This is a genomic window from Streptomyces sp. NPDC036984 (genome assembly GCF_055607665.1).
In genome coordinates this window covers 28,121-51,553 of the sequence record NZ_JBVJRL010000001.1, presented here as the reverse complement: position 1 = coordinate 51,553, position 23,433 = coordinate 28,121, and the positions used below count along the sequence as shown (strand labels likewise).

Genomic DNA, 23,433 nt, shown 5'->3' with positions numbered 1-23,433 from the left:
TGTGCGGGGCGGGCGTGGGGCAGGGAGGAGCCGAGGGTGGGGGAGTCCAGGACACGGGTGGCCGGCCTCGGTTCGGATGCTGAAGAGGCCGTGTTCCCGCCCGACCTCACCGACGTCGACCTGCGGACGCTGCGTGCCATGGACGATCCGGCGGTGCTCGCGGCGGTCGCCGGGGTGCTCGCCGACCCGGAGGGGCTGCGCCGGGTCTGGTACACCACCGGTGGTGACGACGAGATCATGCCGGGCCGGCCCGGGCGTGCGTTTTCGGCCGGTCCTGCGCGAACCGTGCGCGACGAGGACACCGTGGCATGACCCCGCGAGCCGTCGGTCCCGTGGGAGACATACGGCCGACCGGCCCGGTTTCTGCCCCGGTCTCGGCCCCGGCCCCCGCCCCGGTCTCTGCCCCGGCCCCCGGCCTGGTCCCCGCCGCGGTCCCCGCCCCGGTCCCGCCCGGGATTCTCGCCGCCCTGGCCCGCACCCGGCCGGTGCCCGCCGCCACCGAGACCCTGCGCGCCGCCCTCCATGCCCGGCGGATGCTGCTGCTGAAGTCCCTCCTTGTCCGGGCCGACGGCGTGCGCGGCACCCTGCCCGCGGCGGTACGGCGGCGCTTCGAGGACGACTGGGCGCTGCTGGAACGGGCCGAGCGGACCGACGCCACCGCCGTACGCGCCGTACTCGACTATCCGACGACCGGGGCCTGGCTGGCCGCGGTGCTCGCCGCGCCCGACGGCCCCGGCTTCCACGAGGGGCTCGCCGGTCTGGGCGCGGTGGCCGTCGCCGCCGCCCTGCGCGCCGGCTGCCGGTTCACCACCACCCGGGTCCTGCCGGCCGGCATCCTGCCGCTGCCCGGCATCGGACTGCTGCGCTGCGCCCGCGGCCGGGCCCGGCTCAGCGGCCGGGCCGGGGCCGTACGGATCACCGACGGCACCGGCCAGACGCTGCTGCTGCCCGGACCCGCCCCGGCCGGGCCCGGCACCCGGTGGACCGCCGACGGCGCCCTCGCCTGGTCCGCACTGCGCACGCTGCCCGGCGGCACCGCCGTACTGGACGACGTGGACCCCTACCGGGTGCCCCCGGGCGGCATCGGACCGGCCGCGCTGCCCGCCGCCGAGCGCCCTTACTCCGACCATGCCGCGTGGGCCGCCCGGTGGCGGGACGCGCACGCCCTGCTGGCCGCGACCCACCCGGCCCGGGCCGCCGAGACCACCGCGCTCGTCCGCGCCGTCGTCCCGCTCGTGCCGCCCGCGGGTGCCGGCCCGCCGCTGAGCGCCACCGCGCGGACCGCGCCCGGCGCCGTCCTGGCCCAGCTGCCGGCCGACCGCCGGGAGCTGGTCGAGCTGCTGGTGCACGAGACGCACCACACCAAGCTGGCCGTGCTGGACGAAATGGTCCCGCTGTGGCGGCCCGGCGGCAGCCTGCACCGGGTGGGCTGGCGGCGCGATCCGCGCCCGGTCCCGGGCGTGCTCCAGGGCGCGTACGCCCACCTGGCCCTCACCGACCTGTGGTGGAGGGCCCGCGCCGGCCCCGCCCGGTCCTGGCGGCGGCGCGCCGCCGAGCGGTTCGAGGCCTGCCGGGAGCAGGTCGCCGAGGCCTTGTCCGTGCTGGCCGAGTCCGATGAACTGACCCCGTACGGAAGGGAGTTCGTCCGGCACATGGGCAGCCATCACGCACGCCTCGGGATGACCGCCCGGCCGCCCGGATGACGCTCCGTAGAGGGGCTATTGCGTTACGTTATGCATGCGGCTGCCCATGAGGCGGCGGCCGCGGCGGAACAGGGAGCGGCGATGGCGGAACAGCGGCGGCCGGGCGCGAACGGCGCGGCACCCGAGCATGTGCTCGTGGTCTTCCCGGGGTACTACCGTTCGTGGGCGGCATGGATCGCCCAGTGCCTGGAGCGGCACGGCCACCGGGCCACCCTCCAGCGCTGGGACCCGCCCCGCGAGGTCGCGCTGGAGGACTCGCTCGGCGACCTGCTGCTGGCCAGCGGAAAGGTGCTGCTGGTCCTCAACGACTGGTTCTTCGAACTGGGCCCGCGCCCGCCGGGCGAATGGAACGACGCGCTGCGCGGCTTCGTCGCCGCGCACGCCGACCGGTTCGCCGCGGTCAACCTCACCAACCGGCCGCTGCTGCCCGCCACCGCTGTACTGGAACCGGCCAGCCTGTGGGCGCTGAGCGAGGAGGCCGCCGAGGAACGCCTGCTGCGCCGGCTCGGCCTGGAGCCGCTCGCCCGCCCCCGCGCGCTGCCCGGCCGGATCCGCTACCCGGACGAGCGCTGCGAGATCTGGGGCGAGGTGCCCCGCCGCAACCCGCGCTTCACCGGCCGCGACGACCTGCTGGGCGAGCTCCACCAGCGGCTCGCCGACGCCGAGCGCGGCGCCGCCGCCTGCACGCTCGTCGGCATGTCCGGCATCGGCAAGACCCAGCTGGCCGCCGAGTACGCGCACCGCTTCAGCACCGACTACGACCTGGTGTGGTGGGTCAACAGCGACGACCGCACGATCCAGCGCGACCGCCTCGGTGAACTCGCCGTCGAACTCGGCCTGCGCATCGGCGGCGAGCCCGGCGAACGCATCCGCGCGGTCCGCAACGCCCTGCGGCGCGGCGAGCCGTACGCGAACTGGCTGCTGGTCTTCGACGGCTGGGACGACACCGACGGCGTGACGACGCTGCTCCCGCAGGGCACCGGGCATGTGCTGATCACCTCCCGCAACCGGGGCTGGAGCGAGCACACCGACGTGCTGGAGATCCCCGCGTTCCTGCGCCCCGAGTCCACCGCCTATCTGATGCGCCGCGCCCCGCACATCACCGCACGCGAGGCCGACGAGGTGGCCGCCGAGTTCGGTGACGTGCCGCTGCCGCTGGTGCAGGCCGCGTCCTGGCTCGGCGAGTCCGGCATGGAGGCCGCCGAGTACCTCAGGATGGTGCGCGAACGGCGGCTGTCCACCGTCGACGAGCCCGTCACCGGCGAGGGCTTCCCGCAGTCCTCGCTCACCTCCTGGGCCATACTGCTCAACCGGCTGCGCCGCGCCCAGCCGCAGGCCATCGAGGTGCTCGGCCTGTGCACCTCCTTCGCCCCCGGACGCATCCCGCTCGGCCTCATCCGCGCCTACCCGCGCGCCGAGCTGCCCGAGGAACTGCGCTGGATGTCCACCGACCTGCCCGCCTGGACCCGGGCGCTGGACACCCTGGTCAACTACTCGGTGCTCACCCGCGAGACCCGCGGGCCGCTGGCCGCCGAGATGGGCCCGCACCAGGAGTCGGTGCACATGCACCGGCTCGTCCACGACATCGTCTCCAAGCTGACCGGCGACGCCAGCCACGAGCTGCACCGGCGCGCGGTGCGCACCCTGCTCGCCGAGGCCGACCCGGGCAACCCGGCCGACAGCCGCAACTGGCCCCGCTACGCCGAACTGCTGCCCCACCTCGAACCCTCCGGCGCCCTGGAGAGCCGGCAGCCGCGGGTGCAGGAGCTGGTCCTGAACTGTCTGCGGTACTGCACCCGCAGCGGCGAGTACAGCAACGGCCTGGAGCTGGCCCAGCAGGTGCGCACGCACTGGTCCCACTTCATGGACGCCATCGACCAGCCGATGCTCGACCTGGCCACCCAGGAGGGCAACATGCTCCGCAACAGCGGCCGGTTCCGCGAGCTGTACGAGCTGCACCGGGGCGTGCTGAAGCAGCTGCGGGCCGCGCCCCGGCGCAACGAGATCGGCGAGCTGGTCAGCAAGAGCGCCATCGCCTCCGGCCTGCGCTCCATGGGCCGCTACCAGGAGGCGTACGACCTCCAGTGCGAGGTGCTCGACGGCAATGAACGGCTCCTCGGCCCGGACGAGCCGCCCACGCTGGTCGCCCGGCACAACCTCGGCGTCATCCTGCGCATGCTGGGCCGGTACGCCGAGGCGCTGGACCTCGACCTGGAGACGCTGGCCCGGCGCGAGAGCGTGCTGCGCGCCCGGCACATCAACACCCTGCACTCGGGCAACGCGGTCACCCACAGCCTGCGGCTGCTCGGCCGCTACCGGGAGGCGCTGGCCCGCCAGGAACCCGTCGTACGGCTCCATGTTCAGGTGCTCGGCCCGCAGCACCCGCAGACCCTCGAAGCCCGCTCCCAGCTGGCCATGTGCCGGCGCCGCGACGGCGGGCACGCCCCGGACGTCGGCCCGGGCATGGCCGGCCTGCTGGACCAGCTGATCCAGCTGCACGGCCGCGAGCACTACCGCACCCTGGCGTTCCTCACCAACTACGGCAACTACCTGCGCGAACACGGCGATCTCAGCCAGGCCCGCGACCTCATCGACGAGGCCGAGGCCGGCTACCGGACACTGCTCGGTCCCGCGCACCCCGTCGCCACCGGCATGCTCTCCAACACCGGCCTGGTGATGCAGGCCGCGGGCGAGCGGGGCGAGGCGCTGTCGATGTTCGAGTCCGCGCTCGCCGGACTCGGCGCCACCCTCGGCCAGGACCATCCGTGGGTGCTGGGCTGCGCCCTCAACGCGGCCGGCGCGCGCAACTTCAACGGCCGGTTCGAGGACGCGGTGGAGCTGAGCCGGGACACCCTGCGCCGCTCCCGCCACACACTGGGGCACGAGCATCCGCTCACCCTGTCCTGTCAGGTGGCCCTCGCCGCGGACCTGCGGGCGACCCAGGAGCAGGAGGAGGCGGGCAAGCTGGAGGACGACGCCCTCCTCGCCCTCACCCGCACCCTCGGCGCCCAACACCCCCACACCCTCTCGGCCCGCCAACGGGTACGGCCGTACTGGGACTTCGAGGCGTACCTGGGCTGAGCCGGGCGTGGAGCGCCCCGTAAGGGGCGCGGGGAACTGCGCGACCAGCCACAGGGCACCCGCAGCCGCGCACGGTCTCACCCGCCCCCCGGGTAGGCGAAAGGGCCCGGCACCGAGCAGGAACTCGGCACCGGGCCCTGAGCGTCGGCTGAACCGCCGGAGGCTTACGCCTCGAAGACCTCACGCACCAGCTGCTCCTGCTCGGCCTGGTGGCGCTTGGCCGAACCCACCGCCGGGGACGAGGAGTGCGGGCGCGAGATGCGCCGCAGCCGCTCGCCGTGCGGGACGTCCGCGCCGACCGCCAGGTCCAGGTGGTCGATCAGGTTGAGCGCGATGAACGGCCAGGCACCCTGGTTCGCCGGCTCCTCCTGCGCCCACAGGTACTTCTCGGCGTTCGGGTACTTCTTGATCTCCGCCTGGAGCTCCGCACCCGGCAGCGGGTACAGGCGCTCGATGCGGATGATCGCCGTGTCCGTGACCCCGCGCTTGACCCGCTCGGCCTCCAGGTCGTAGTAGACCTTGCCGGCGCAGAAGACGACCTTGCGGACCGCGGCCGGGTCGACCGTGCTGTCACCGATGACCGGGCGGAAGTCGCCCGTCGTGAACTCCTCCGCCTTCGAGGCCGCCGCCTTCAGGCGCAGCATCGACTTCGGGGTGAAGACGACCAGCGGCTTGTGGTGCGGGTTGTGCACCTGCCACCGCAGGAGGTGGAAGTAGTTCGCCGGCGAGGTCGGCATCGCGACCGTCATGTTGTTCTGGGCGCACAGCTGGAGGAAACGCTCCGGGCGGGCCGAGGAGTGGTCCGGGCCCTGGCCCTCGTAGCCGTGCGGCAGCAGCAGGACGACGCCGGAGGTCTGGCTCCACTTCTGCTCCGCCGACGAGATGAACTCGTCGACGACCGTCTGGGCGCCGTTGACGAAGTCGCCGAACTGCGCCTCCCACATCACCAGCGCGTCCGGGCGGGCCAGCGAGTAGCCGTACTCGAAGCCCATCGCCGCGTACTCGGAGAGCAGGGAGTTGTAGACGTTCAGGCGGGCCTGGTCCTCGGAGAGGTACTGGAGCGGGGTGTACTCCTCGCCGGTCTCCCGGTCGATCAGCACCGCGTGACGCTGGCCGAAGGTGCCGCGCTGGGAGTCCTGGCCCGCCAGCCGGACCGGGGTGCCCTCCAGCAGCAGGGAGCCGATGGCCAGGGTCTCGCCCATGCCCCAGTCGATCGTGCCGTCCTCGACCATCGACGCCCGGCGCTGGAGCTGCGGCTGGAGCCGAGGGTGGACGGTGATGTGGTCGGGGACGTTGACCTGGGACTCGGCGATCCGCTTGACGACCTCGGCGGTCACCGCGGTCGGCACCGCGACCGGGAAGCCGTCCTGGGGCGCCTGGACGTCCCCGGCGGCCGGCTGCGAGGTGGCCTCGCGGACCTCCGTGAAGACCTTCTCCAGCTGGCCCTGGTAGTCCTGGAGGGCCTGCTCGGCCTCTTCCAGGGTGATGTCGCCGCGACCGATCAGGGACTCGGTGTACAGCTTGCGCACCGAGCGCTTCTTGTCGATCAGGTCGTACATCAGCGGCTGGGTGAAGGCCGGGTTGTCCGACTCGTTGTGACCGCGGCGGCGGTAGCAGATGAGGTCGATCACCACGTCCTTGTTGAACGCCTGGCGGAACTCGAAGGCGAGCCGCGCGACGCGCACGACGGCCTCGGGGTCGTCGCCGTTCACGTGGAAGATCGGGGCCTCGATCATGCGGGCGACGTCCGTCGCGTACATGGAGGAACGCGAGGACTCGGGGGCCGCGGTGAAGCCGACCTGGTTGTTGATGACGATGTGGACCGTGCCGCCGGTGCGGTAGCCGCGCAGCTGCGACATGTTCAGGGTCTCGGCCACCACGCCCTGGCCCGCGAAGGCCGCGTCGCCGTGGATCGCCACCGGCAGGACCGTGAAGTCCGTGCCGCCCTTGTTGATGATGTCCTGCTTGGCGCGGGCGACGCCCTCCAGGACCGGGTCGACCGCCTCCAGGTGGGAGGGGTTGGCGACCAGCGAGACCTTGATCTGCTCGCCGTCCAGGCCGGTGAAGGTGCCCTCGGCGCCCAGGTGGTACTTCACGTCGCCGGAGCCGTGCATCGACTTCGGGTCGAGGTTGCCCTCGAACTCGCGGAAGATCTGCGCGTACGACTTGCCGACGATGTTCGCCAGCACGTTCAGGCGGCCGCGGTGGGCCATGCCGATGACGACCTCGTCCAGGCGGGACTCGGCCGCGGAGTCGATCACCGCGTCGAGCAGCGGGATGACGGACTCGCCGCCCTCCAGCGAGAAGCGCTTCTGGCCGACGTACTTCGTCTGGAGGAAGGTCTCGAAGGCCTCGGCGGCGTTCAGGCGGCGCAGGATGCGCAGCTGCTCCTCGCGCTCCATCTTGGAGTGCGGGCGCTCCACGCGGTCCTGGATCCACTTGCGCTGCTTGGGGTCCTGGATGTGCATGAACTCGATGCCGGTGGTGCGGCAGTACGAGTCGCGGAGCACGCCGAGGATGTCGCGCAGCTTCATCATCGACTTGCCGGCGAAGCCGCCGACGGCGAACTCGCGCTCCAGGTCCCACAGGGTGAGGCCGTGCTCGACGATGTCCAGGTCGGGGTGCTTGCGCTGCTTGTACTCCAGCGGGTCGGTGTCGGCCATGACGTGGCCGCGGACCCGGTAGGAGTGGATCAGCTCGAAGACGCGGGCGGCCTTGGTGACGTCGTCGTCGTGGCTGGCGTCGATGTCCCGCAGCCAGCGGACCGGCTCGTAGGGGATCCGCAGCGCCTCGAAGATGTCGTCGTAGAAGCCGTTCTCGCCGAGCAGCAGGTTCGCGACCTGGCGCAGGAACTCGCCGGAGGCGGCGCCCTGGATGACCCGGTGGTCGTAGGTCGACGTGAGCGTCATGACCTTGGAGACGCCGAGCTTGTTCAGGGTGTCCTGGCTGGTGCCCTGGAACTCCGCGGGGTAGTCCATGGAGCCGACGCCCATGATCACGGACTGGCCGGGCATCAGGCGGGGCACGGAGTGGACGGTGCCGAGGCCACCGGGGTTGGTCAGGGAGACCGTGACACCGGTGAAGTCGTCCATCGTCAGCTTGTTGTCGCGGGCGCGACGGACGATGTCCTCGTAGGCCTGCCAGAACTCGAAGAAGTTCAGCGTCTCGGCCTTCTTGATGGCGGCCACGACGAGCTGGCGGTCACCGTTGGGCTTCACCAGGTCGATGGCCAGGCCGAGGTTGACGTGGGGCGGCTTGATCAGGGTCGGCTTGCCGTCCTTGACGCCGTACGCCCAGTTCATCGACGGCATGGCCTTGATGGCCTGCACCATCGCGTACCCGATGATGTGCGTGAAGGAGATCTTCCCGCCGCGGGCTCGCTTGAGGTGGTTGTTGATGACGATCCGGTTGTCGAACAGCAGCTTCACCGGGACGGCGCGGACCGAGGTGGCGGTCGGCATCTCCAGCGAGGCGTCCATGTTCTTGGCGACCGCGGCGGACGGGCCGCGCAGCGTGACCAGCTCGGGGCCCTCGGGGGCCTCCGTGGCGGGGGCGGCCTTCGCCTTCGGCTGAGCGGGCGCCTGTGCGGGTTGCGCCGGCTTGGCCGTGGCGGGGGCGGCCTTGGCCGCGGGAGCTGCGGGGGCCGCGGCGGGCTTCGCGGGAGCCGGGGCGGCGGCCTGGGGGGCCGGGGCCGGGGCCGCGGGCTGGGGCTTCGGGGCCGTGGTGGTCTCTGCGGCCCCCGTGGCCGCAGTGCCCGCCGGAGCCGGGGTGGCAGGAGCACCCGGCTTGTAATCGGCGAAGAAGTCCCACCAGGCACGGTCTACCGAATTCGGGTCCTGGAGGTACTGCTGATAGATCTCGTCGACGAGCCACTCGTTCGGACCGAACGCGGCAGCGGGGTTCTTCCCGGCTTGGTCGTCGGTCGAGATGCTCGAGTTACTGGGGGACTGTGGCGACACGGCGGCAACCGCCCTCTTCCGCTTCACAAGGTGATGGACAGCGGGAATAAAGGCTACGCCTCCAAGACCGCGAAGGTCAGGTCGGGCCCGTTCATCGTCGCGTAAGTCACATCGGAAATCTTGTTTCGGGGCTTGATATGGCGGGAAACAAGCGTGGTTCCGCATGTGAGAGGGTGCGTCGGCCCGGGCCCGGCGCGCCTTCGTTCGACGGGTGGCGCGGGCCTGCCCTGATCACACGTGTCCAGCTGCGTGGAACGGCAGCGACCGTCGTGGATCTTGTGCTTCCGGTTCGGACCTTACGTCAACTCGGGGCGGAAGTCAGTCCCGGAAGGGTGACGATGATCCGGCAGCCCCGCTCGGATTCGGCCACACCGATCCGGCCGCCGTGCAGATCCACCGCCCACCGGGCGATCGCCAGCCCCAGCCCCGTGCCGCCGTCGCTGCCCGGCCCGTGCGGCCGGGTGACCGCCCCGCGGTTGAACCGCTCGAACACCCGGTGCCACTCCGACCGGGGGATGCCCGGTCCCTCGTCCAGGACCTCCAGCTCCAGCGACTCCGGCTGCGGCCCGCGCCGCGCCCGCAGGGTCACCCGGCCGTGCGGGGGGCTGTGCTTGACCGCGTTGTCGATCAGGTTCGCGACGACCTGGTGGATGCGCTCGGGATCCGCGCGCGCGGTCAGCTCCGGCGGCGAGACGTCGAGGTGCAGATGCACGTCCGTACGCGTGTGGCTGCCCGAGCCCGAGGCGATCCCCGCGCGTGCGGAGGCGACCATGTTGGCCTCCTTCAGCACGCCCGAGAGGTACGGCCACACCTCGAACCGCCGCATCTTCAGCGGTACGACGCCGTTGTCGAGCCGGGAGAGGTCCAGCAGCGTCTCCACCAGCCGGCCGAGCCGCTCGGTCTGCTTCAGGGCGGTGCGCATGGTCTCCGGGTCGGCCTCGGTGACCCCGTCGACGATGTTCTCCAGTACCGCGCGCAGACCCGCGATCGGGGTGCGCAGCTCGTGCGAGACGTTCGCCACCAGTTCCTTGCGCTGCCGGTCCTGGGCCTCCAGCTCGTCGGCCATGACGTTGATCGTCTGGGCCAGGTCGCCGAGTTCGTCCCGGCGGTTCTCCTTCACCCGGCGCGTGTAGTCGCCCTGGGAGATCGAGCGGGCCACCGCGTTCATCTCGTCCAGCGGCATGGTGAGCGAATGGGCCACGAACTGCGTTATCAGCAGTGTGGCGATCATCGAGAAGACCGTGATGAAGCGCAGTTCCGTCTTGGTGTGCACCGCGACGATCGACAGTCCGGTGGTGATGAGCACCGCGATGATGACCAGCGCGCCCAGCTTGGTCTTGATCGAGAACGGGCGTACGCCGCCCCAGGGGTCCTCGGTGAGGTTCCCGGGGCTCCTCCGTGCGGCCTGGCGCCCGCCGTCGCTCATGGGGTCGGTGTCTCCAGCGCGTAGCCCACGCCGTGCACGGTCCGGATCCGCTCGGCGCCGATCTTCCGCCGCAGCGCCTTGATGTGGCTGTCGACCGTGCGGGTGCCGGAGGCGTCCGCCCAGTCCCAGACCTCGGCCAGCAGCTGCTCCCGGGAGAGCACCGCGCGCGGGGTGTTCGCCAGGCACACCAGCAGGTCGAACTCGGTGGGCGTCAGGTGGACGTCCTCGGACTTCACCCGCACCCGGCGCTGTGCGTGGTCGATCTCCAGCTCGCCGAGGCGCAGGATGCCGGAGCGGGGGGTGGCGGCGGCCAGCGCGGCCCGCTCCACCCGGCGCAGCAGCACGTGCACGCGTGCCGCCAGCTCCCGCATCGAGAACGGCTTGGTCATGTAGTCGTCGGCGCCGACGCCGAGCCCGACCAGCATGTCCGTCTCGTCGTCCCGCGCGGTGAGCATCAGCACCGGCACCGGTCGCTGTGCCTGCACCCGCCGGCAGACCTCGAGCCCGTCGAAGCCGGGCAGCATGATGTCGAGGATCAGCAGGTCGGGCTGCCAGGCCTCCGCCGTGTCGACCGCGGCCGGGCCGTCGGCCGCCGTCTGCACCAGAAATCCCTCGGCGCGGAGCCGGGCCGCGATGGCGTCGACGATCGTGGGGTCGTCCTCGACGACCAGCACCCGGCGCTGCGTGCCCGGGGTCGTCGTCGCCGCGCCGCTCTGGGAGGTGTGTGTCTGCTCCATCGCCCGCCCCTGTTGTTGCTTTCCGGAATCAGTGGGGTGATCCCATGTCTGCGTTTGACGCTTGAATGATCCGCGTCAGGGCAGCACATTACGGGGACTCACCGCGCTGTCGCTATCCAGGTCGGACCGCGAGGTGAACGGCGTCCGGAACGCCCCGGGCAACCGGGACCTCTTCGGTACGCACCTGCCGGAACCCGGCATTCCGCAAGCTTCCTTCAAATTCCGGAGACCGTTCGGCCGACCACACCGCGAGCACCCCACCGGGCCTCAACACCCTGGCGCAGGCGGCGAGTCCGGCCGGTACGTAGAGGCTGTCGTTGCCCTCCGTGACCGTCCAGCCGGGGCCGTTGTCGATGTCGAGACACAGGGCGTCGAACGTGTCCGATGTCTCATTGACGTACGCCACGAGATCCGCTTCCACGATCGCGGTGCGCGGGTCGGCGAGCGCTCCGGCGGACACCTCGGCCAGCGGTCCGTCCCGGTGCCAGCCGATGACGGCGGGCTCGCGCTCCACCACGGTGATCCGCCCCCACCGGGGATCGGCGGCGGCGTGTGCGAGCGAGAATCCCACCCCCAGGCCGCCGATCAGCACCTCCGGTGCCGGGCGCCCGTCCAGCGCGGCGCGGGCGGCGTCGACCAACAGCCGCTCCGAGCGGCCGTCGGAGGTGTCCATCAGAAAACAGCCGTTGGCGATGATCTGGAGCAGCGCACCGTGCCTGCGCAGCACCACCTCGCCGTACGGGCCGTCGCGGCGGTCCAGGACCACGGGAGTGTCGTACACGGCAGTCATGACCCCATCCTGCTCGAACAGAGCCTCGCCTTCACGGGAATTGTCCATGACACCCACGGACGAGTGGCCGGAACCCGGGGCCGGACGCAGCCGGTGGATGAGAGGTTGCTGTGAATCGGCTCTCGCGTGGCGTCGGTCATAGACAGGGGCGCGCCGAGCACGAAGGGTGGGGCGGGACGGAAGGAGCGCCTCACCGTGGAACGGATCACGACGGGCCCTGCGCACGCGTCCCCGCCCATGACGGGCACGCCCCTTCCCGACGCCGCCGTCGTCCCGCCCCCGGTGCTCGCCGGACTGCTGGACGGCATGCCGCGCCAGCGCGGCGGCACCCCCGCCCCGGCCGAAGCCCCCGCTCCCGCCCCTGCGCCCGCGGCCGCACCACGGCACCTGCCGCTGCCGCGGCTGTGGCGCCTGCTGCCCACCCCGGCCGGCACCCCCTTCACCTTCGCCTACGCGGCCGTCCTGGCCGTCACCTCCCTGATCGCGGCGCTGGCCGACCCCGGGCTGGTGCACGCGCTCCACCAGGACTCCAGTACGGACGTGGCCCACCTGATGCGCACGCCCGCGCTGGTGCTGCTGGCCAGCGCGCTGTGGATCGCGGGCGGGATCGTCTCGCCGTACGCGGTCGCGTTCGTGCTGGTGCTCACCGCGCTGGAGCGGCGGATAGGCGGGGTGCGGGCCGCCGGTGTCTTCCTGGCCGGCCATGTCCTGGCCACCCTCGCCACCGAGGTCCCGGTGGGCCTCGCCGTCCTCGCCGGGCACCTGCCCGGCACCTCCCTGCACCGCCTCGACTACGGCATCAGCTTCGGCGTGGCCGCCAGCATCGGTGCGCTGGCGGGTCTGCTCGGTCCCTGGCTGCGCTGGCCTGTCCTGACCCTGACGGCCGGCCTGCTCCTCGACGACCTGATGGCGTACGCGGACCCTCTGACCAACTGGGGCCACCTGATCGCCTTGGCGATAGGCGTCTCCGCCTGGCCCTTTGTGCGCCGTCGGCACCAGCCGGCCTGAAGGGGCGCGTGGCCGTACCGGCATGCGGCTCGGCCACGTGGGGCGCACGAGCTGCGCAACCCGCACCCGCGCGCGCTCCTTCGACGGCACCCCTGAGTCGCACATGATCGCTCACAGCGAACAAAAACCCGGGAACAATACGCGGCGGCAGAACATTGAGTCGGCATAGCTCAAGTTGACTGCCTAAGGGGAGATCATGGCTGCTGAGTCCACGGCGTTCACGCTCGTCCTGCCCGTGCTGCCGCTCGACGACGAGGTCGTGCTGCCCGGCATGGTGGTTCCGCTGGACCTGAGCGACGCCGAGGTGCGCGCCGCGGTGGAGGCCGCGCAGGCCGCCGCCCGGTCCGAACCCGGGAAGCCCAAGGTCCTGCTGGTACCGCGCGTCGACGGCACGTACGCCAAGACCGGCGTGCTGGGCACGGTCGAGCAGGTCGGCCGGCTGGCCGACGGTGACCCGGGGGCTCTGATCCGCGGCCGCAGCCGGGTGCGGATCGGCGCCGGTACCACCGGCCCGGGCGCCGCGCTCTGGGTCGAGGGCGCCCGCGTCGAGGAGAGCGTGCCCGAGCCGCTGCCCGGCCAGGTCGCGGAACTGGTCAAGGAGTACAAGGCGCTCGCCACCGACTGGCTGAAGAAGCGCGGAGCCTGGCAGGTCGTGGACCGTGTCCAGGCCATCGACGACGTCGCGGCGCTGGCCGACAACTCCGGCTACTCGCCGTTCCTGACCACCGAACAGAAGGTCGAACTGCTCGAGACCGCCGACCCGGTGGCCCGCCTCAAGCTCGCCACCCAGCAACTGCGCGACCACCTCGCCGAGCAGGAGGTGGCCGAGACCATCGCCAAGGACGTCCAGGAGGGCGTCGACAAGCAGCAGCGCGAGTTCCTGCTGCGCCGTCAGCTGGAGGCCGTCCGCAAGGAGTTGCGCGAGCTGAACGGCGAGAAGGACGGTGAGGAGTCCGACGACTACCGCGCCCGGGTGGAGGCCGCCGACCTGCCGGAGAAGGTCCGCGAGGCCGCTCTGAAGGAGGTCGACAAGCTGGAGCGGGCCTCCGACCAGTCGCCCGAGGGCTCCTGGATCCGCACCTGGCTGGACACCGTCCTGGAGATGCCGTGGAACGAGCGGACGGAGGACGCGTACGACATCCAGGGCGCCAAGGCGGTCCTCGACGCCGAGCACGCGGGCCTCGAGGACGTGAAGGAGCGCATCACCGAGTACCTGGCCGTGCGCAAGCGGCGCAGCGACCGCGGCCTGGGTGTCATCGGCGGGCGGCGCGGCGGTGCCGTGCTCGCGCTCGTCGGCCCGCCCGGCGTCGGAAAGACCAGCCTCGGCGAGTCAGTCGCGCACGCGATGGGGCGGAAGTTCGTCCGCGTCGCCCTCGGCGGCGTCCGCGACGAGGCCGAGATCCGCGGTCACCGCCGTACGTACGTCGGGGCGCTGCCCGGGCGGATCGTGCGCGCAGTCAAGGAGGCCGGGTCGATGAACCCGGTGGTCCTCCTGGACGAGATCGACAAGGTGGGGTCCGACTTCCGGGGCGACCCGGCCGCCGCCCTCCTGGAAGTGCTCGATCCGGCACAGAACCACACCTTCCGGGACCACTACCTGGAGGTCGAGCTGGACCTGTCCGACGTGGTCTTCCTCGCCACCGCCAACGTCCTGGAGGCCATCCCGGAGGCGCTCGCCGACCGCATGGACATCGTCCGCCTGGACGGCTACACCGAGGACGAGAAGGTCGTCATCGCCCGTGACCACCTGCTCCCGCGCCAGCTGGAGCGGGCCGGCCTGGACCAGGACGAGGTCACCCTCGACGAGGGCGCGCTGCGCAAGCTCGCCGGCGAGTACACCCGGGAGGCGGGCGTACGGACGCTGGAGCGGTCCATCGCCCGGCTGCTGCGCAAGATCGCCGCCCAGCACGAACTGGGCGAGCGCGAGCTGCCGTTCACGGTGACCGACGCCGATCTGCGCGATTTGATCGGGCGGCCGCATCACGTGCCCGAGTCCGCCCAGGACCCGGCCGAGCGCCGTACGGCCGTGCCGGGGGTGGCGACCGGTCTCGCGGTCACCGGCGCCGGCGGTGACGTGCTCTACGTGGAGGCGTCCCTGGCCGACCCGGAGACGGGCGCGGCGGGGCTGACCCTCACCGGCCAGCTGGGCGACGTGATGAAGGAGTCGGCGCAGATCGCGCTGAGCTTCCTGCGCAGCCACGGCGCCGAACTGGAGCTGCCGGTGGCGGACCTGAAGGACCGGGGCGTGCACATCCACTTCCCGGCGGGCGCGGTGCCGAAGGACGGCCCGAGCGCGGGCATCACGATGACCACGGCCCTCGCCTCGCTGCTCTCCGGCCGCCTGGTCCGCACGGACGTCGCCATGACCGGCGAGGTCTCGCTGACCGGCCGGGTGCTGCCGATCGGCGGTGTGAAGCAGAAGCTGCTCGCCGCCCACCGCGCCGGGGTGACCACCGTGATCATCCCCAAGCGCAACGAGCCCGACCTGGACGACGTCCCGGCCGAGGTGCTGGACAAGCTCGACGTCCACGCCGTGACCGACGTCCGCCAGGTCCTGGAGCTGGCGCTCGCGCCCGCCACGAACGGCGCGGCGCCGGAGGTTCCGGTGGCGGCGTGACGGACGCCTCCGGAAAGGCGAGGCCCGGGTCCCGTGAGGGACGCCCGGGCCTTCGCCACGCCCCCCGGATCGGGACGGCCCGGTAGAATTCAGGCGTGAGTTGGCCCCCCGAGAGCCCCTCCGGCCTGATCGGGGCCGAGATCGCGGGCTACCGGGTGGAGCGCGAACTCGGCCGGGGAGGCATGGCCGTCGTCTACTGCGCCAAGGACCTGCGCCTCGGCCGCACGGTCGCCCTGAAACTGCTCGCCCCCGAGTACACCCGCAACGAGTCCTTCCGCAGCCGCTTCGCGCAGGAGTCCCGGGTGGCCGCCGCCATCGACCACCCCAACATCGTGCCCGTCTTCGAGGCCGGCGAGGCCGACGGCATCCTGTACATCGCCATGTGCTTCGTCGCCGGCCTCGACCTGCGCGCCCTGCTGGACCGCGAGGGCCCGCTCCCGCTGCCGGCCGCGCTGCGCATCGCCGCCCAGCTGGCCTCCGCGCTCGACGCGGCCCACGCGCGCGACCTGGTGCACCGGGACGTCAAGCCCGGCAACGTGCTGGTGGCCAAGGGCGTCGACAGCGACCACCCCGAGCACGTCTACCTCACCGACTTCGGGCTGGCGAAGAAGTCGCTGTCGCTCACCGGGTTCACGACGGCGGGCGAGTTCGTCGGCACGCTGGACTACGTGGCGCCCGAGCGGGTCGCCGGGCGCCCGGTGGACGGCAGGTCCGACCAGTACAGCCTGGCCTGTGTGGTGCACGAGACCCTCGCGGGGGCCCCGCCCTTCCAGCGGGCGGACCACATGGAGCTGCTCTGGGCCCACCAGTACGACCCGCCGCCCGCTCTGAGCGAGGAGCGGCCGGACATCCCGGGTGCCGCCGACGAGGTCCTGCACCGGGCCCTGGCGAAGGTCCCCGACGACCGTTACGACACCTGCCTGGACTTCGTGGCGGCCCTGCGTGGCGCCGTCCACGACGCCGGCCCGCGCGGCCTCGCGCCGGCACCGGCACCGGCGCCGACACCAGCGCCGGCACCGGCTGACCGCGTTCCGCCGCCGGAACCGCCCTCCTGGGCCCGGCCGGTCCTCAGCTGACCTGTACCGCTTGCCCGGGCTTTAACCGGCGTCCGCGGCTGCGTCAAGTCCCGAGTCCTCGGAACGTGACCCGGATTTCCCGTTCGGGCCTACTTGAAGTGCGGCCTCACCGGACAGGAAACGAGGCGGCACGGAGGCGGAAAACCTCTCCGGAAGTATTTTCCGGGAATCCTCTCCAGAAGTCCTTTCCGGGCCTTCACGGAATTCCCCTCCGGAATTCTGCACAGCACTTCTCACAGATTTGGGAGCACACTCATGACGCGTAACGTTCACACCCACGACACAGCCCGCCCGAAGCGCCGAGGTCTCCGTCTGGCGACGGTCATGGCCGCGGCCGCGGTGGTCACCGGCGGTGTCCTCCTCCCCGTGTCCGAGGCGATGGCCGCCCCGATGCCCACGTCGACCGTCGCCTTCGTCGACGGAGGTGGTGCCGGAGGTGCCGGTGGCGCCGGCGGCGACGGTGTCGTCGGCGGTGGCGGTGGAGCCGGTGGCTCCGGTGGCGGCAGCGTCACCGGCGTAGGCGGCGACGGCGGTGCCGGCGGCCGAGGCGGCCTGGGCATCCTCGCCGGTGGTGGCGGCGGTGGCGGCGGTGGCGGCGGCGAAGGCGTCATCGGCGGCAAGGGCGGCAAGGGCGGAGACGGCGCCTTCGGCTTCCTCTCCGGCGGTAGCGGCGGCAGCGGCGGCGGTGGCGGCGACGGCATCCTCCAGGGCGGCGCCGGTGGCGGCGGCGGCAAGGGCGGCAACAGCGTCCTCCAGGGCGGCGCCGGCGGTACCGGCGGCAAGGGCGGCAGCGGCTTCTTCGGTGGCCTCGGCGGCGCCGGCGGCACCGGCGGGATCAGCCTCTTCTGACCGTCAAGGGGGTGGAGGCCGAGCGAGCCTCCACCCCCCCGCCCGGGGCACGTCCCCGACCCCGGAACCCCTCACCTGACACTCTGACCGGAAAAGAGAGCACGATGTGCACCATCCCCTGGCGGCGTCCCCTCATCCTCGTGGCGGCCTCCGTGGCCCTCGTCACCGGCGCCGGGTGCGCCGCCCAGGCGGCCACCCCCACGGCGTCCGCCCCCAGCGGCTACGCGGCCCTGCTCCACCAGACCAAGCACTGCGGAGAGGGAGGCGAAGGCGGCAAGGGCGGCGAGCCCGGCCGACCGGGTGAGCCCGGAGAACCCGGCAAGCCAGGCTGCTTCGCCTTCCGTGACCTGCCCGACAAGCCGAAGTCGGAACTCACCCGGCTGGACAGGGCACGGATCGTGCTGACCGTGCTGTCAGGCCGTGCGACGAAGGCCGAGGTGGCCAAGAAGTACAAGATCTCGGAGAAGGAGTTCGACACCTGGGAGCGTCAGCTGCTGAACGGTGACTGGCTCTCGCTGGTGCAGGACACCTCGCCGTTCACCGCGTGACCCGCGAACGCGCACGGAACCGAAAAGGGGCGCCCCGGCCCGACACCAAGGGCCGGGGCACTTTTGCGGACAAAAACTCGGCGGACTGGCAGAAAGGGAAATCCATGCGCAGGCATTCTTGGAAGTTCGGTCTCGGCCTCGCGGTCTCGACCATGGTGATCGCCGGGGGCGCGATGGCACCGGCCGCGATGGCCGACACCGGCCCCGTCGGCACCGGATCGGGCAGCAGCCCGCCCGCCGTCGGCGGCCTCCATCTGGACGGTGGCCTCCATCTGGACGGCGGCATCCACATCGACAGCGGCGGCGTCCGCATAGGTGACCGGATCTGCGCCGGCAACTGCGACGGCACCGTCAACGGGACCAACGGATCCGACGGCGGCATCTGCGCCGGTATGTGCAACGGCAGCGCCAACGGCGGCGCCGGCACCGACGGGGCGCCGAGCCGCAACGGCACCAAGGGCGGCAACGGCGGCATCTGCGCCGGCGTCTGCGCGGGCAGCGTCAACGGCGGCGCCGGCGGGAACGGCGGCGACGCGGTCGGCACGGGCGACGGCGGGGACGGCGGGCAGGGCGGGAACGGCGGGACCTGCGCCGGCGTCGGCTGCGAGACCAGCGGCCAGGGCGGACGCGGGGGTAACGGTGGCAGCGGCTGAGTCACCCGGTGTGGGCGGTCAGCGACTGCTCCGCCCACACCGTCTTGCCGACCCGGTCGTGCCGGGTGCCCCAGCGCTCGGCGAGCTGGGCGACCAGCAGCAGGCCCCGGCCGCCCTCGTCGAAGATCCGGGCCCGGCGCATGTGCGGGGTGGTGCCGCTGGAGTCGTACACCTCGCAGATCAGGGTGCTGTTCTGGTGGATCATCCGGAACTGGATGGGCGGGCGGCCGTAGCGGATGGCGTTGGTGACCAGCTCGCTGACCATCAGCTCGGTACTGAACGCCACCTCGTCCAGGCCCCACGCGGACAGCTGCTCGGTGGCGTACCGGCGGGCCAGGGAGACCACGGTCGGGTCGCTCTGCAGCTCCCAGCAGGCGACCCGGTCCTCGTGCAGGACCCGGGTACGGGCCACCAGCAGGGCGATGTCGTCGTCGGGGCGGTGGGTGAGCAGCTCGGTGAGGACCCGGTCGCACACCGAGTCCAGCGACTTCGCGGGCCGGCCGAGCGCCGCGAACATCTTGTCCAGCGCCTCGTCGATGTCGTGGTCGCGGGCCTCGAGCAGCCCGTCGGTGTACAGCACGAGCAGGCTGGCCTCGGGCAGTTCCGTCTCGATCGCCTCGAAGGGCAGCCCGCCGAGCCCGAGCGGCGGCCCCGCGGGCACGTCGAGGAAGCGGACGGTGCCGTCCGGGGTGACCACGGCGGGCGGCGGATGCCCGGCCCGGGCGAGGGTGCACCGGCGCGAGACCGGGTCGTAGACGGCGTACAGGCAGGTGGTGCCGATGCCGCCCGCGGTCTCGGCGGCCGGCTCCGCGCTGCCCTCGTCGGCGGCCAGCCGCAGCACCAGGTCGTCCAGGTGGGTGAGTAGTTCGTCGGCCGGCAGGTCGACGTCGGCCAGCGTGCGCACCGCCGTGCGCAGCCGGCCCATGGTGGCGGAGGCGCGGATCCCGTGCCCCACCACGTCGCCGACGACGAGCGCCACCCGCGCCCCGGACAGCGGGATCACGTCGAACCAGTCGCCGCCCACGCCGGCCCGGGTCGCGGCCGGCAGATAGCGGGTGGCGATCTCCAGGGCCGCCTGGTCGGGCAGGGTGTGCGGGAGCAGACTCTGCTGGAGCGCCATGGTGGTGGTGCGGGTCCGGGAAAAGGCGCGGGCCTGCTGGATACCGGCGGCCGCCTTTGCGGTGAACTCCTGGGCGAGCCGCAGCTCCTCCGGCCCGAACGGCCCCCGCTCCGGGCGCCGGCCGAACAGCGCCACACCGAGCGTGCTGCCCTGCGCCAGCAGCGGCACCGCCAGCAGGGAACGCGCCCCGGACGCGCGCAGCCATGCGGCGCCGGGGTCCAGGGCGGTCCACTCGGCGAGGGCCGGGTCCGCCGTGTCGTACAGCAGCGGCCGGGCCGCCGCCAGGCACTGGGCGGGCGGCGAGTCCACGGGACAGACGATCGCCTCGCCGATGCCGATGCCGATGCCGACGCCGGTGCCGTGGACGGGCCCGCCGCCGTCCGGGACCGCGCGCAGGGCGGCCCGGCGCAGGACCACGGTGCCCGAGTACGGGCCGGCGGCCCCGGCCTCCTCGCCGCCGGGGGAGTCCACCAGGTCGACCGCCATGGCGTCGGCCAGCCGGGGGACCGTGACCTCGCTCAGTTCCTGGGCGGCGCGGGTCTGCTCCGCCGCCGTCCCGGCGGGCATGCCGGTCTCGCCCGAGGGGCGGTGCCGGCCGGCCGCGTCCTGGGCCGGCGGCACGGACAGGCAGACGGCCCGTACCCGGCCGCCGGCGTCCTTCAGCGGGGTGAGGACGGTGGCCCGGCCGAGGTCCGCGCCGAGGCGGCCCGGCACCTCCTGCGCCCGGCCGGACTCCAGCACCAGCCGCATCGACCGCTCGGCCTCCTCGCCGGCCGCCCCCGGCACGATGTGGGCGAGGCCCAGCCCGCGCATCGCCGCCTCCGGCAGGGCCAGGGCGTGTTCCAGTCGGCGGTTGGCGCGCACCAGGCGCAGCTCCGTGTCGAAGATGGCCAGGGGAAAGGGCGACTGGAGAAACGTCCACTCCTCCAGCGGTTCACCCCGGGGCGGCTGGACCCGGGGCGACACGGCGCTCACCACGAGCCAGTCGGTGGCCCCGGTCTTCGAGGTGCGGCGGTGCGCGAGCACGCACAGTTCCAGGCGCCGGCCGTCCTGGTGGTGCAGCGGGACGGTGCCGTTCCAGCGGTTGTGACCGGCCACCGCCCGCCGGACCGCGGCGCCGTCGGCGGCGAGCAGCGCGGCCGCGGGCCGGCCGACGACCGCCGAGGAGTCGTAGCCGAGCAGCCGCCGCGCACCCTCGCTCCAGCCGGTGAGGATGCCCCGTTCATCGATGGTGGCCGTGGCCGTGTACGTCGACTGTCGCTCCATCGCCGCTCATCTCGCCCTTGCTCGGCAGGCTCTCCTGACCAGCATGATCCCGGGCGGCGCCGAGCACCAACGCAAGGCCGCCGGGGGCGGCGGCGGGCCCGGCCACCCGAGGCGGCCGAGGCGACGCGGCCGGCGGCCGCCCAGGGACGGTGACCGCCGGCCGGCCTTCCGGTGCCTCAGCCGAGGGCGAGGGCCTGCACCCGGTCGAGCGCCCCGTTGTACTTGTCGTGATCGCCGACGGTCGGTCCGGAGGAGGTGTACTGCCACATCGTGTAGTACGACCACCCGGCCGGCAGCGTCCCCGGATCGGAGGCGTAGCGTGCGATCCACAGCGGGTTGTTCACGGCGAAGCCGCCGTAGTTGCCGGTGCACTGGGTCCACCAGCTGGTGGCGGTGTAGATCACCGGGTACCGGCTGGTGCGCGACTTGTAGGTGTTGATGAAGTCGGCGAGCCAGCTGACCATCTGGCTCGCGGTCTTGCCGTAGCAGGCGGCGCCGTACGGGTTCCACTCGATGTCGAGGGCGCCGGGTAGGGTCTTGCCGTCCCGGGACCAGCCGCCGCCGTGGTCGACGAAGTAGTTGGCCTGGGTGGCACCGCTGGTGGTGTCGGGCGTGGCGAAGTGGTAGGCGCCGCGGATCATGCCCACGTTGTAGGAGCCGTTGTACTGCTGGGCGAAGTACGGGTTCGTGTAGTACGTGCCTTCCGTGGCCTTGGTGTAGGCCCAGCGCACTCCGCTGCCCCACAGGGTGGACCAGGCGACGTTGCCCTGGTGTGCGGAGACGTCCACGCCCTCGGTCTGGGTGACGTCACCGGTGCTCGGGGTGCCGTTCTGGCCGTCGTGGGCGAGGACGCCCATGCCCATGTGGGCCGAGCCGCGGGTGGGCGTGGCCGCGGCCCGGGCGGAGGTGAGGGGGAGCGTGAGGGAGAGCGCCGCGAGCAGGGCCGTGACGAGGACGGCGAGGGGGCGCGGCCGGAGCGAGCGGATGAGGCCGGGTCTGAGCACGGTCATGACGTGCCTCCGGGGAGTGAAGTGGGGGGAGTGGTGTGGGGGACCATGGCACTGACCGCCGACCCACTGGCGTGGGCATGCCATTAATTGTCTGATAAAGAAGCTACGCACGTAGATACGGCGTGGGAAGGGGGTCCGGACGACGCCGTTGGTCTACGCCTGCGAAATACTTACGGAGCTGGGGCAATGACGACGTTTGACAGAAACTTTCAGGACCGCGAAACCGATCAGGGGTACTGACGTGCACGAGGACGGAAACGGCAGCGCATCGTGCGCCGCCGGCCAAGGGACGCCCAGTGGTGCAGACCAGGAATTCCTGGCACTGGAGCGCGAGTTGACCGTGCTGCTCCGGCGTGCCCGGGCCAATCAGGGCGAGATGGCCAGGGAGGTCCACCCCGACCTGGAGTCCTCCGCGTACGGCCTGCTCATCCGGCTCGACGAACTGGGCGGCCAGCGCGCCACGGAACTCGCCGCCTACATCGGTGTCGGCAAGGCCACCATGTCCCGCCAGCTGCGCGCGCTGGAGGACCTCGGCCTGATCGCCCGCGAACCCGACCCCGCCGACGGCCGCGCCTGGCTCGTCACCCTCACCGACGAGGGCCGCCGCCGCGTCGGCACGGTCCGCGAGGCCCGCCGCGGTCGCTACGTCCGCCAGCTCGCCCACTGGGACCGCCACGAGGTCGCCGAACTGGCCCGGCTGCTCCACCAGCTCAACGACGTCATGGCGAAGTGACCGCCCGCACCGGTCACAGCTCCACGTAGACCACCGTCGCGTCGTCGTGCGTCTTGCTCCGCCCCAGGAACGCCCGCTCCTCCCGGTCCGCCGTCTCCAGCTCCCGCACCCGGTCGACCAGGGAACGGGCGCCCTCCTTCGCGACCACGTCGAACAGGGCCGTCCAGTCGCCCTCCCGGAACTTCTCCGTCCAGCGGGTCGCGCCGTCCGTCAGCGCGGCCAGGGCCCGGACCTCGCGCCGGGGCAGGGTGCCGGTGACCGCCCGGGCCGCCACGGCGGGATCGGCGGCGGCCGTGAAGAAGCCGCCCTCCTTGTTGCGCAGATTCGCGTCGATCAGGGCGTCGGTGGCGAGCGCGGACCGGGGCAGCCGGGCGAGCCGGTCGTCCAGCACCGGCGTGACCGTGCCGTCGTGGCCGCGCAGCAGCAGCGCGGAATCGGACAGCACCAGGTACTCGACCGTGCCGGCGGACCAGCGGGTCAGAACGACGGTTGCCTGGGGGGTTCGCGGGTGAGAAAGGTCACAGGTGTCCGCGTGGGTGTCGGCGGTGCGGCGGATCGCCCGCGCGAGGATCTCCGAGAGCGTCAGATCTCGGCTGCAAACGGTCAGTTCGGTCAGCGCGCCGCCCAGCCGGGCCGTGTACCAGGGGACGGAATGCAGACAGCCCGTCGCGCCGCCGGGCGGCGTCACCCCGTCCAGGACGATCACGCAACCACCCTGTCCGGAGGCGGGTAGTCCGACACCGGCGAAGTCCTCGTTGGGGCGGGCCGCGTCGCCGGATTCCGAAACGAGATCAGTGCGCATTCGGCCAGTCTGCACGAGCCCTTCACGTGCTGCGCCAAAGGCTGGCAACCATCCG

At 72.5% G+C, this 23,433-nt stretch carries 17 protein-coding genes; 10 read left to right on the top strand and 7 right to left on the bottom strand.

The window, feature by feature from the left end:
• Nucleotides 1-36: 36 nt before the first annotated feature.
• The 3 genes from ACZ7DL_RS00225 (at nucleotide 37) to fxsT (ending at nucleotide 4,784) form a co-directional block, all read left to right on the top strand.
• Nucleotides 37-312: a hypothetical protein gene (locus ACZ7DL_RS00225; RefSeq protein WP_470770177.1), complete on the top strand. Its 276-nt coding sequence runs from the start codon at nucleotides 37-39 to the stop codon at nucleotides 310-312.
• Complete coding sequence (locus ACZ7DL_RS00220) at nucleotides 309-1,703, top strand: aKG-HExxH-type peptide beta-hydroxylase (protein WP_470770175.1); 1,395 nt, start codon at nucleotides 309-311, stop codon at nucleotides 1,701-1,703. Before ACZ7DL_RS00225 ends, ACZ7DL_RS00220 begins: the two co-directional genes overlap by 4 nt.
• Nucleotides 1,704-1,784: 81 nt before the next feature.
• Entirely contained in the window at nucleotides 1,785-4,784 is a 3,000-nt protein-coding gene (fxsT, locus tag ACZ7DL_RS00215) for an FxSxx-COOH system tetratricopeptide repeat protein (protein ID WP_470770174.1), read from the top strand.
• A 164-nt stretch (nucleotides 4,785-4,948) separates the two neighbouring features.
• On the opposite strand, the gene ACZ7DL_RS00210 is transcribed toward fxsT, so the two are convergent.
• The 4 genes from ACZ7DL_RS00210 to ACZ7DL_RS00195 form a co-directional block, all read right to left on the bottom strand.
• Nucleotides 4,949-8,743, bottom strand: coding sequence for a multifunctional oxoglutarate decarboxylase/oxoglutarate dehydrogenase thiamine pyrophosphate-binding subunit/dihydrolipoyllysine-residue succinyltransferase subunit (locus tag ACZ7DL_RS00210; RefSeq protein ID WP_470770173.1), 3,795 nt, complete (start codon nucleotides 8,741-8,743; stop codon nucleotides 4,949-4,951).
• Nucleotides 8,744-9,044: 301 nt separating this feature from the next.
• A complete protein-coding gene (locus tag ACZ7DL_RS00205) occupies nucleotides 9,045-10,169 on the bottom strand; it encodes a HAMP domain-containing sensor histidine kinase (protein WP_470770171.1) in 1,125 nt (374 codons plus the stop codon).
• Nucleotides 10,166-10,906: a response regulator transcription factor gene (locus ACZ7DL_RS00200; RefSeq protein WP_470770169.1), complete on the bottom strand. Its 741-nt coding sequence runs from the start codon at nucleotides 10,904-10,906 to the stop codon at nucleotides 10,166-10,168. Before ACZ7DL_RS00200 ends, ACZ7DL_RS00205 begins: the two co-directional genes overlap by 4 nt.
• 112 nt (nucleotides 10,907-11,018) lie before the next feature.
• Entirely contained in the window at nucleotides 11,019-11,696 is a 678-nt protein-coding gene (locus ACZ7DL_RS00195; protein ID WP_470770168.1) for a spermidine synthase family protein, read from the bottom strand.
• A 195-nt stretch (nucleotides 11,697-11,891) separates the two neighbouring features.
• On the opposite strand from ACZ7DL_RS00195, the gene ACZ7DL_RS00190 reads away from it, so the two are divergent.
• The 6 genes from ACZ7DL_RS00190 (at nucleotide 11,892) to ACZ7DL_RS00165 (ending at nucleotide 18,447) form a co-directional block, all read left to right on the top strand.
• Entirely contained in the window at nucleotides 11,892-12,704 is an 813-nt protein-coding gene (locus ACZ7DL_RS00190; RefSeq protein WP_470770167.1) for a rhomboid-like protein, read from the top strand.
• 196 nt (nucleotides 12,705-12,900) lie between these two features.
• Entirely contained in the window at nucleotides 12,901-15,321 is a 2,421-nt protein-coding gene (gene lon, locus ACZ7DL_RS00185; RefSeq protein ID WP_470770166.1) for an endopeptidase La, read from the top strand.
• A gap of 95 nt (nucleotides 15,322-15,416) precedes the next feature.
• The gene (locus ACZ7DL_RS00180) at nucleotides 15,417-16,397 is read left to right on the top strand and encodes a serine/threonine-protein kinase (protein ID WP_470770164.1); all 981 of its coding nucleotides are present in this window, start codon (nucleotides 15,417-15,419) and stop codon (nucleotides 16,395-16,397) included.
• A gap of 255 nt (nucleotides 16,398-16,652) precedes the next feature.
• Nucleotides 16,653-17,246: a hypothetical protein gene (locus tag ACZ7DL_RS00175; protein WP_470770163.1), complete on the top strand. Its 594-nt coding sequence runs from the start codon at nucleotides 16,653-16,655 to the stop codon at nucleotides 17,244-17,246.
• A gap of 104 nt (nucleotides 17,247-17,350) precedes the next feature.
• Nucleotides 17,351-17,794, top strand: coding sequence for a DUF1153 domain-containing protein (locus ACZ7DL_RS00170; RefSeq protein WP_470770162.1), 444 nt, complete (start codon nucleotides 17,351-17,353; stop codon nucleotides 17,792-17,794).
• 104 nt (nucleotides 17,795-17,898) lie between these two features.
• Nucleotides 17,899-18,447 (top strand): hypothetical protein, encoded by a 549-nt coding sequence (locus ACZ7DL_RS00165; RefSeq protein ID WP_470770160.1) that lies wholly within the window; start codon nucleotides 17,899-17,901, stop codon nucleotides 18,445-18,447.
• 1 nt (nucleotide 18,448) lies between these two features.
• Here ACZ7DL_RS00165 and ACZ7DL_RS00160 read toward each other — a convergent pair whose 3' ends face one another.
• Together ACZ7DL_RS00160 and ACZ7DL_RS00155 are read right to left on the bottom strand one after the other, a co-directional pair.
• The gene (locus tag ACZ7DL_RS00160) at nucleotides 18,449-20,833 is read right to left on the bottom strand and encodes a SpoIIE family protein phosphatase (RefSeq protein WP_470770158.1); all 2,385 of its coding nucleotides are present in this window, start codon (nucleotides 20,831-20,833) and stop codon (nucleotides 18,449-18,451) included.
• Nucleotides 20,834-21,009: 176 nt separating this feature from the next.
• Nucleotides 21,010-21,843, bottom strand: coding sequence for a lysozyme (locus ACZ7DL_RS00155; RefSeq protein ID WP_470770156.1), 834 nt, complete (start codon nucleotides 21,841-21,843; stop codon nucleotides 21,010-21,012).
• A gap of 241 nt (nucleotides 21,844-22,084) precedes the next feature.
• On the opposite strand from ACZ7DL_RS00155, the gene ACZ7DL_RS00150 reads away from it, so the two are divergent.
• Nucleotides 22,085-22,576, top strand: a complete 492-nt coding sequence (locus ACZ7DL_RS00150) for a MarR family winged helix-turn-helix transcriptional regulator (protein ID WP_470770154.1) — start codon at nucleotides 22,085-22,087, stop codon at nucleotides 22,574-22,576.
• Nucleotides 22,577-22,589: 13 nt separating this feature from the next.
• Here the strand turns inward: ACZ7DL_RS00150 and ACZ7DL_RS00145 are convergent, their stop codons facing one another.
• A complete protein-coding gene (locus ACZ7DL_RS00145) occupies nucleotides 22,590-23,378 on the bottom strand; it encodes a protein phosphatase 2C domain-containing protein (protein WP_470770152.1) in 789 nt (262 codons plus the stop codon).
• Between the last annotated feature and the right edge of the window lie 55 nt (nucleotides 23,379-23,433).

Excerpts from the sequence above, each read along its gene's own strand:
- ACZ7DL_RS00220 (WP_470770175.1), top strand. The coding sequence starts at position 309 with ATGACCCCGCGAGCCGTCGGTCCCGTGGGAGACATACGGCCGACCGGC.
- fxsT (WP_470770174.1), top strand. The coding sequence starts at position 1,785 with ATGGCGGAACAGCGGCGGCCGGGCGCGAACGGCGCGGCACCCGAGCAT.
- ACZ7DL_RS00205 (WP_470770171.1), bottom strand. The coding sequence starts at position 10,169 with ATGAGCGACGGCGGGCGCCAGGCCGCACGGAGGAGCCCCGGGAACCTC.
- ACZ7DL_RS00200 (WP_470770169.1), bottom strand. The coding sequence starts at position 10,906 with ATGGAGCAGACACACACCTCCCAGAGCGGCGCGGCGACGACGACCCCG.
- ACZ7DL_RS00195 (WP_470770168.1), bottom strand. The coding sequence starts at position 11,696 with ATGACTGCCGTGTACGACACTCCCGTGGTCCTGGACCGCCGCGACGGC.
- lon (WP_470770166.1), top strand. The coding sequence starts at position 12,901 with ATGGCTGCTGAGTCCACGGCGTTCACGCTCGTCCTGCCCGTGCTGCCG.
- ACZ7DL_RS00175 (WP_470770163.1), top strand. The coding sequence starts at position 16,653 with ATGACGCGTAACGTTCACACCCACGACACAGCCCGCCCGAAGCGCCGA.
- ACZ7DL_RS00170 (WP_470770162.1), top strand. The coding sequence starts at position 17,351 with ATGTGCACCATCCCCTGGCGGCGTCCCCTCATCCTCGTGGCGGCCTCC.
- ACZ7DL_RS00165 (WP_470770160.1), top strand. The coding sequence starts at position 17,899 with ATGCGCAGGCATTCTTGGAAGTTCGGTCTCGGCCTCGCGGTCTCGACC.
- ACZ7DL_RS00160 (WP_470770158.1), bottom strand. The coding sequence starts at position 20,833 with ATGGAGCGACAGTCGACGTACACGGCCACGGCCACCATCGATGAACGG.
- ACZ7DL_RS00155 (WP_470770156.1), bottom strand. The coding sequence starts at position 21,843 with ATGACCGTGCTCAGACCCGGCCTCATCCGCTCGCTCCGGCCGCGCCCC.
- ACZ7DL_RS00145 (WP_470770152.1), bottom strand. The coding sequence starts at position 23,378 with ATGCGCACTGATCTCGTTTCGGAATCCGGCGACGCGGCCCGCCCCAAC.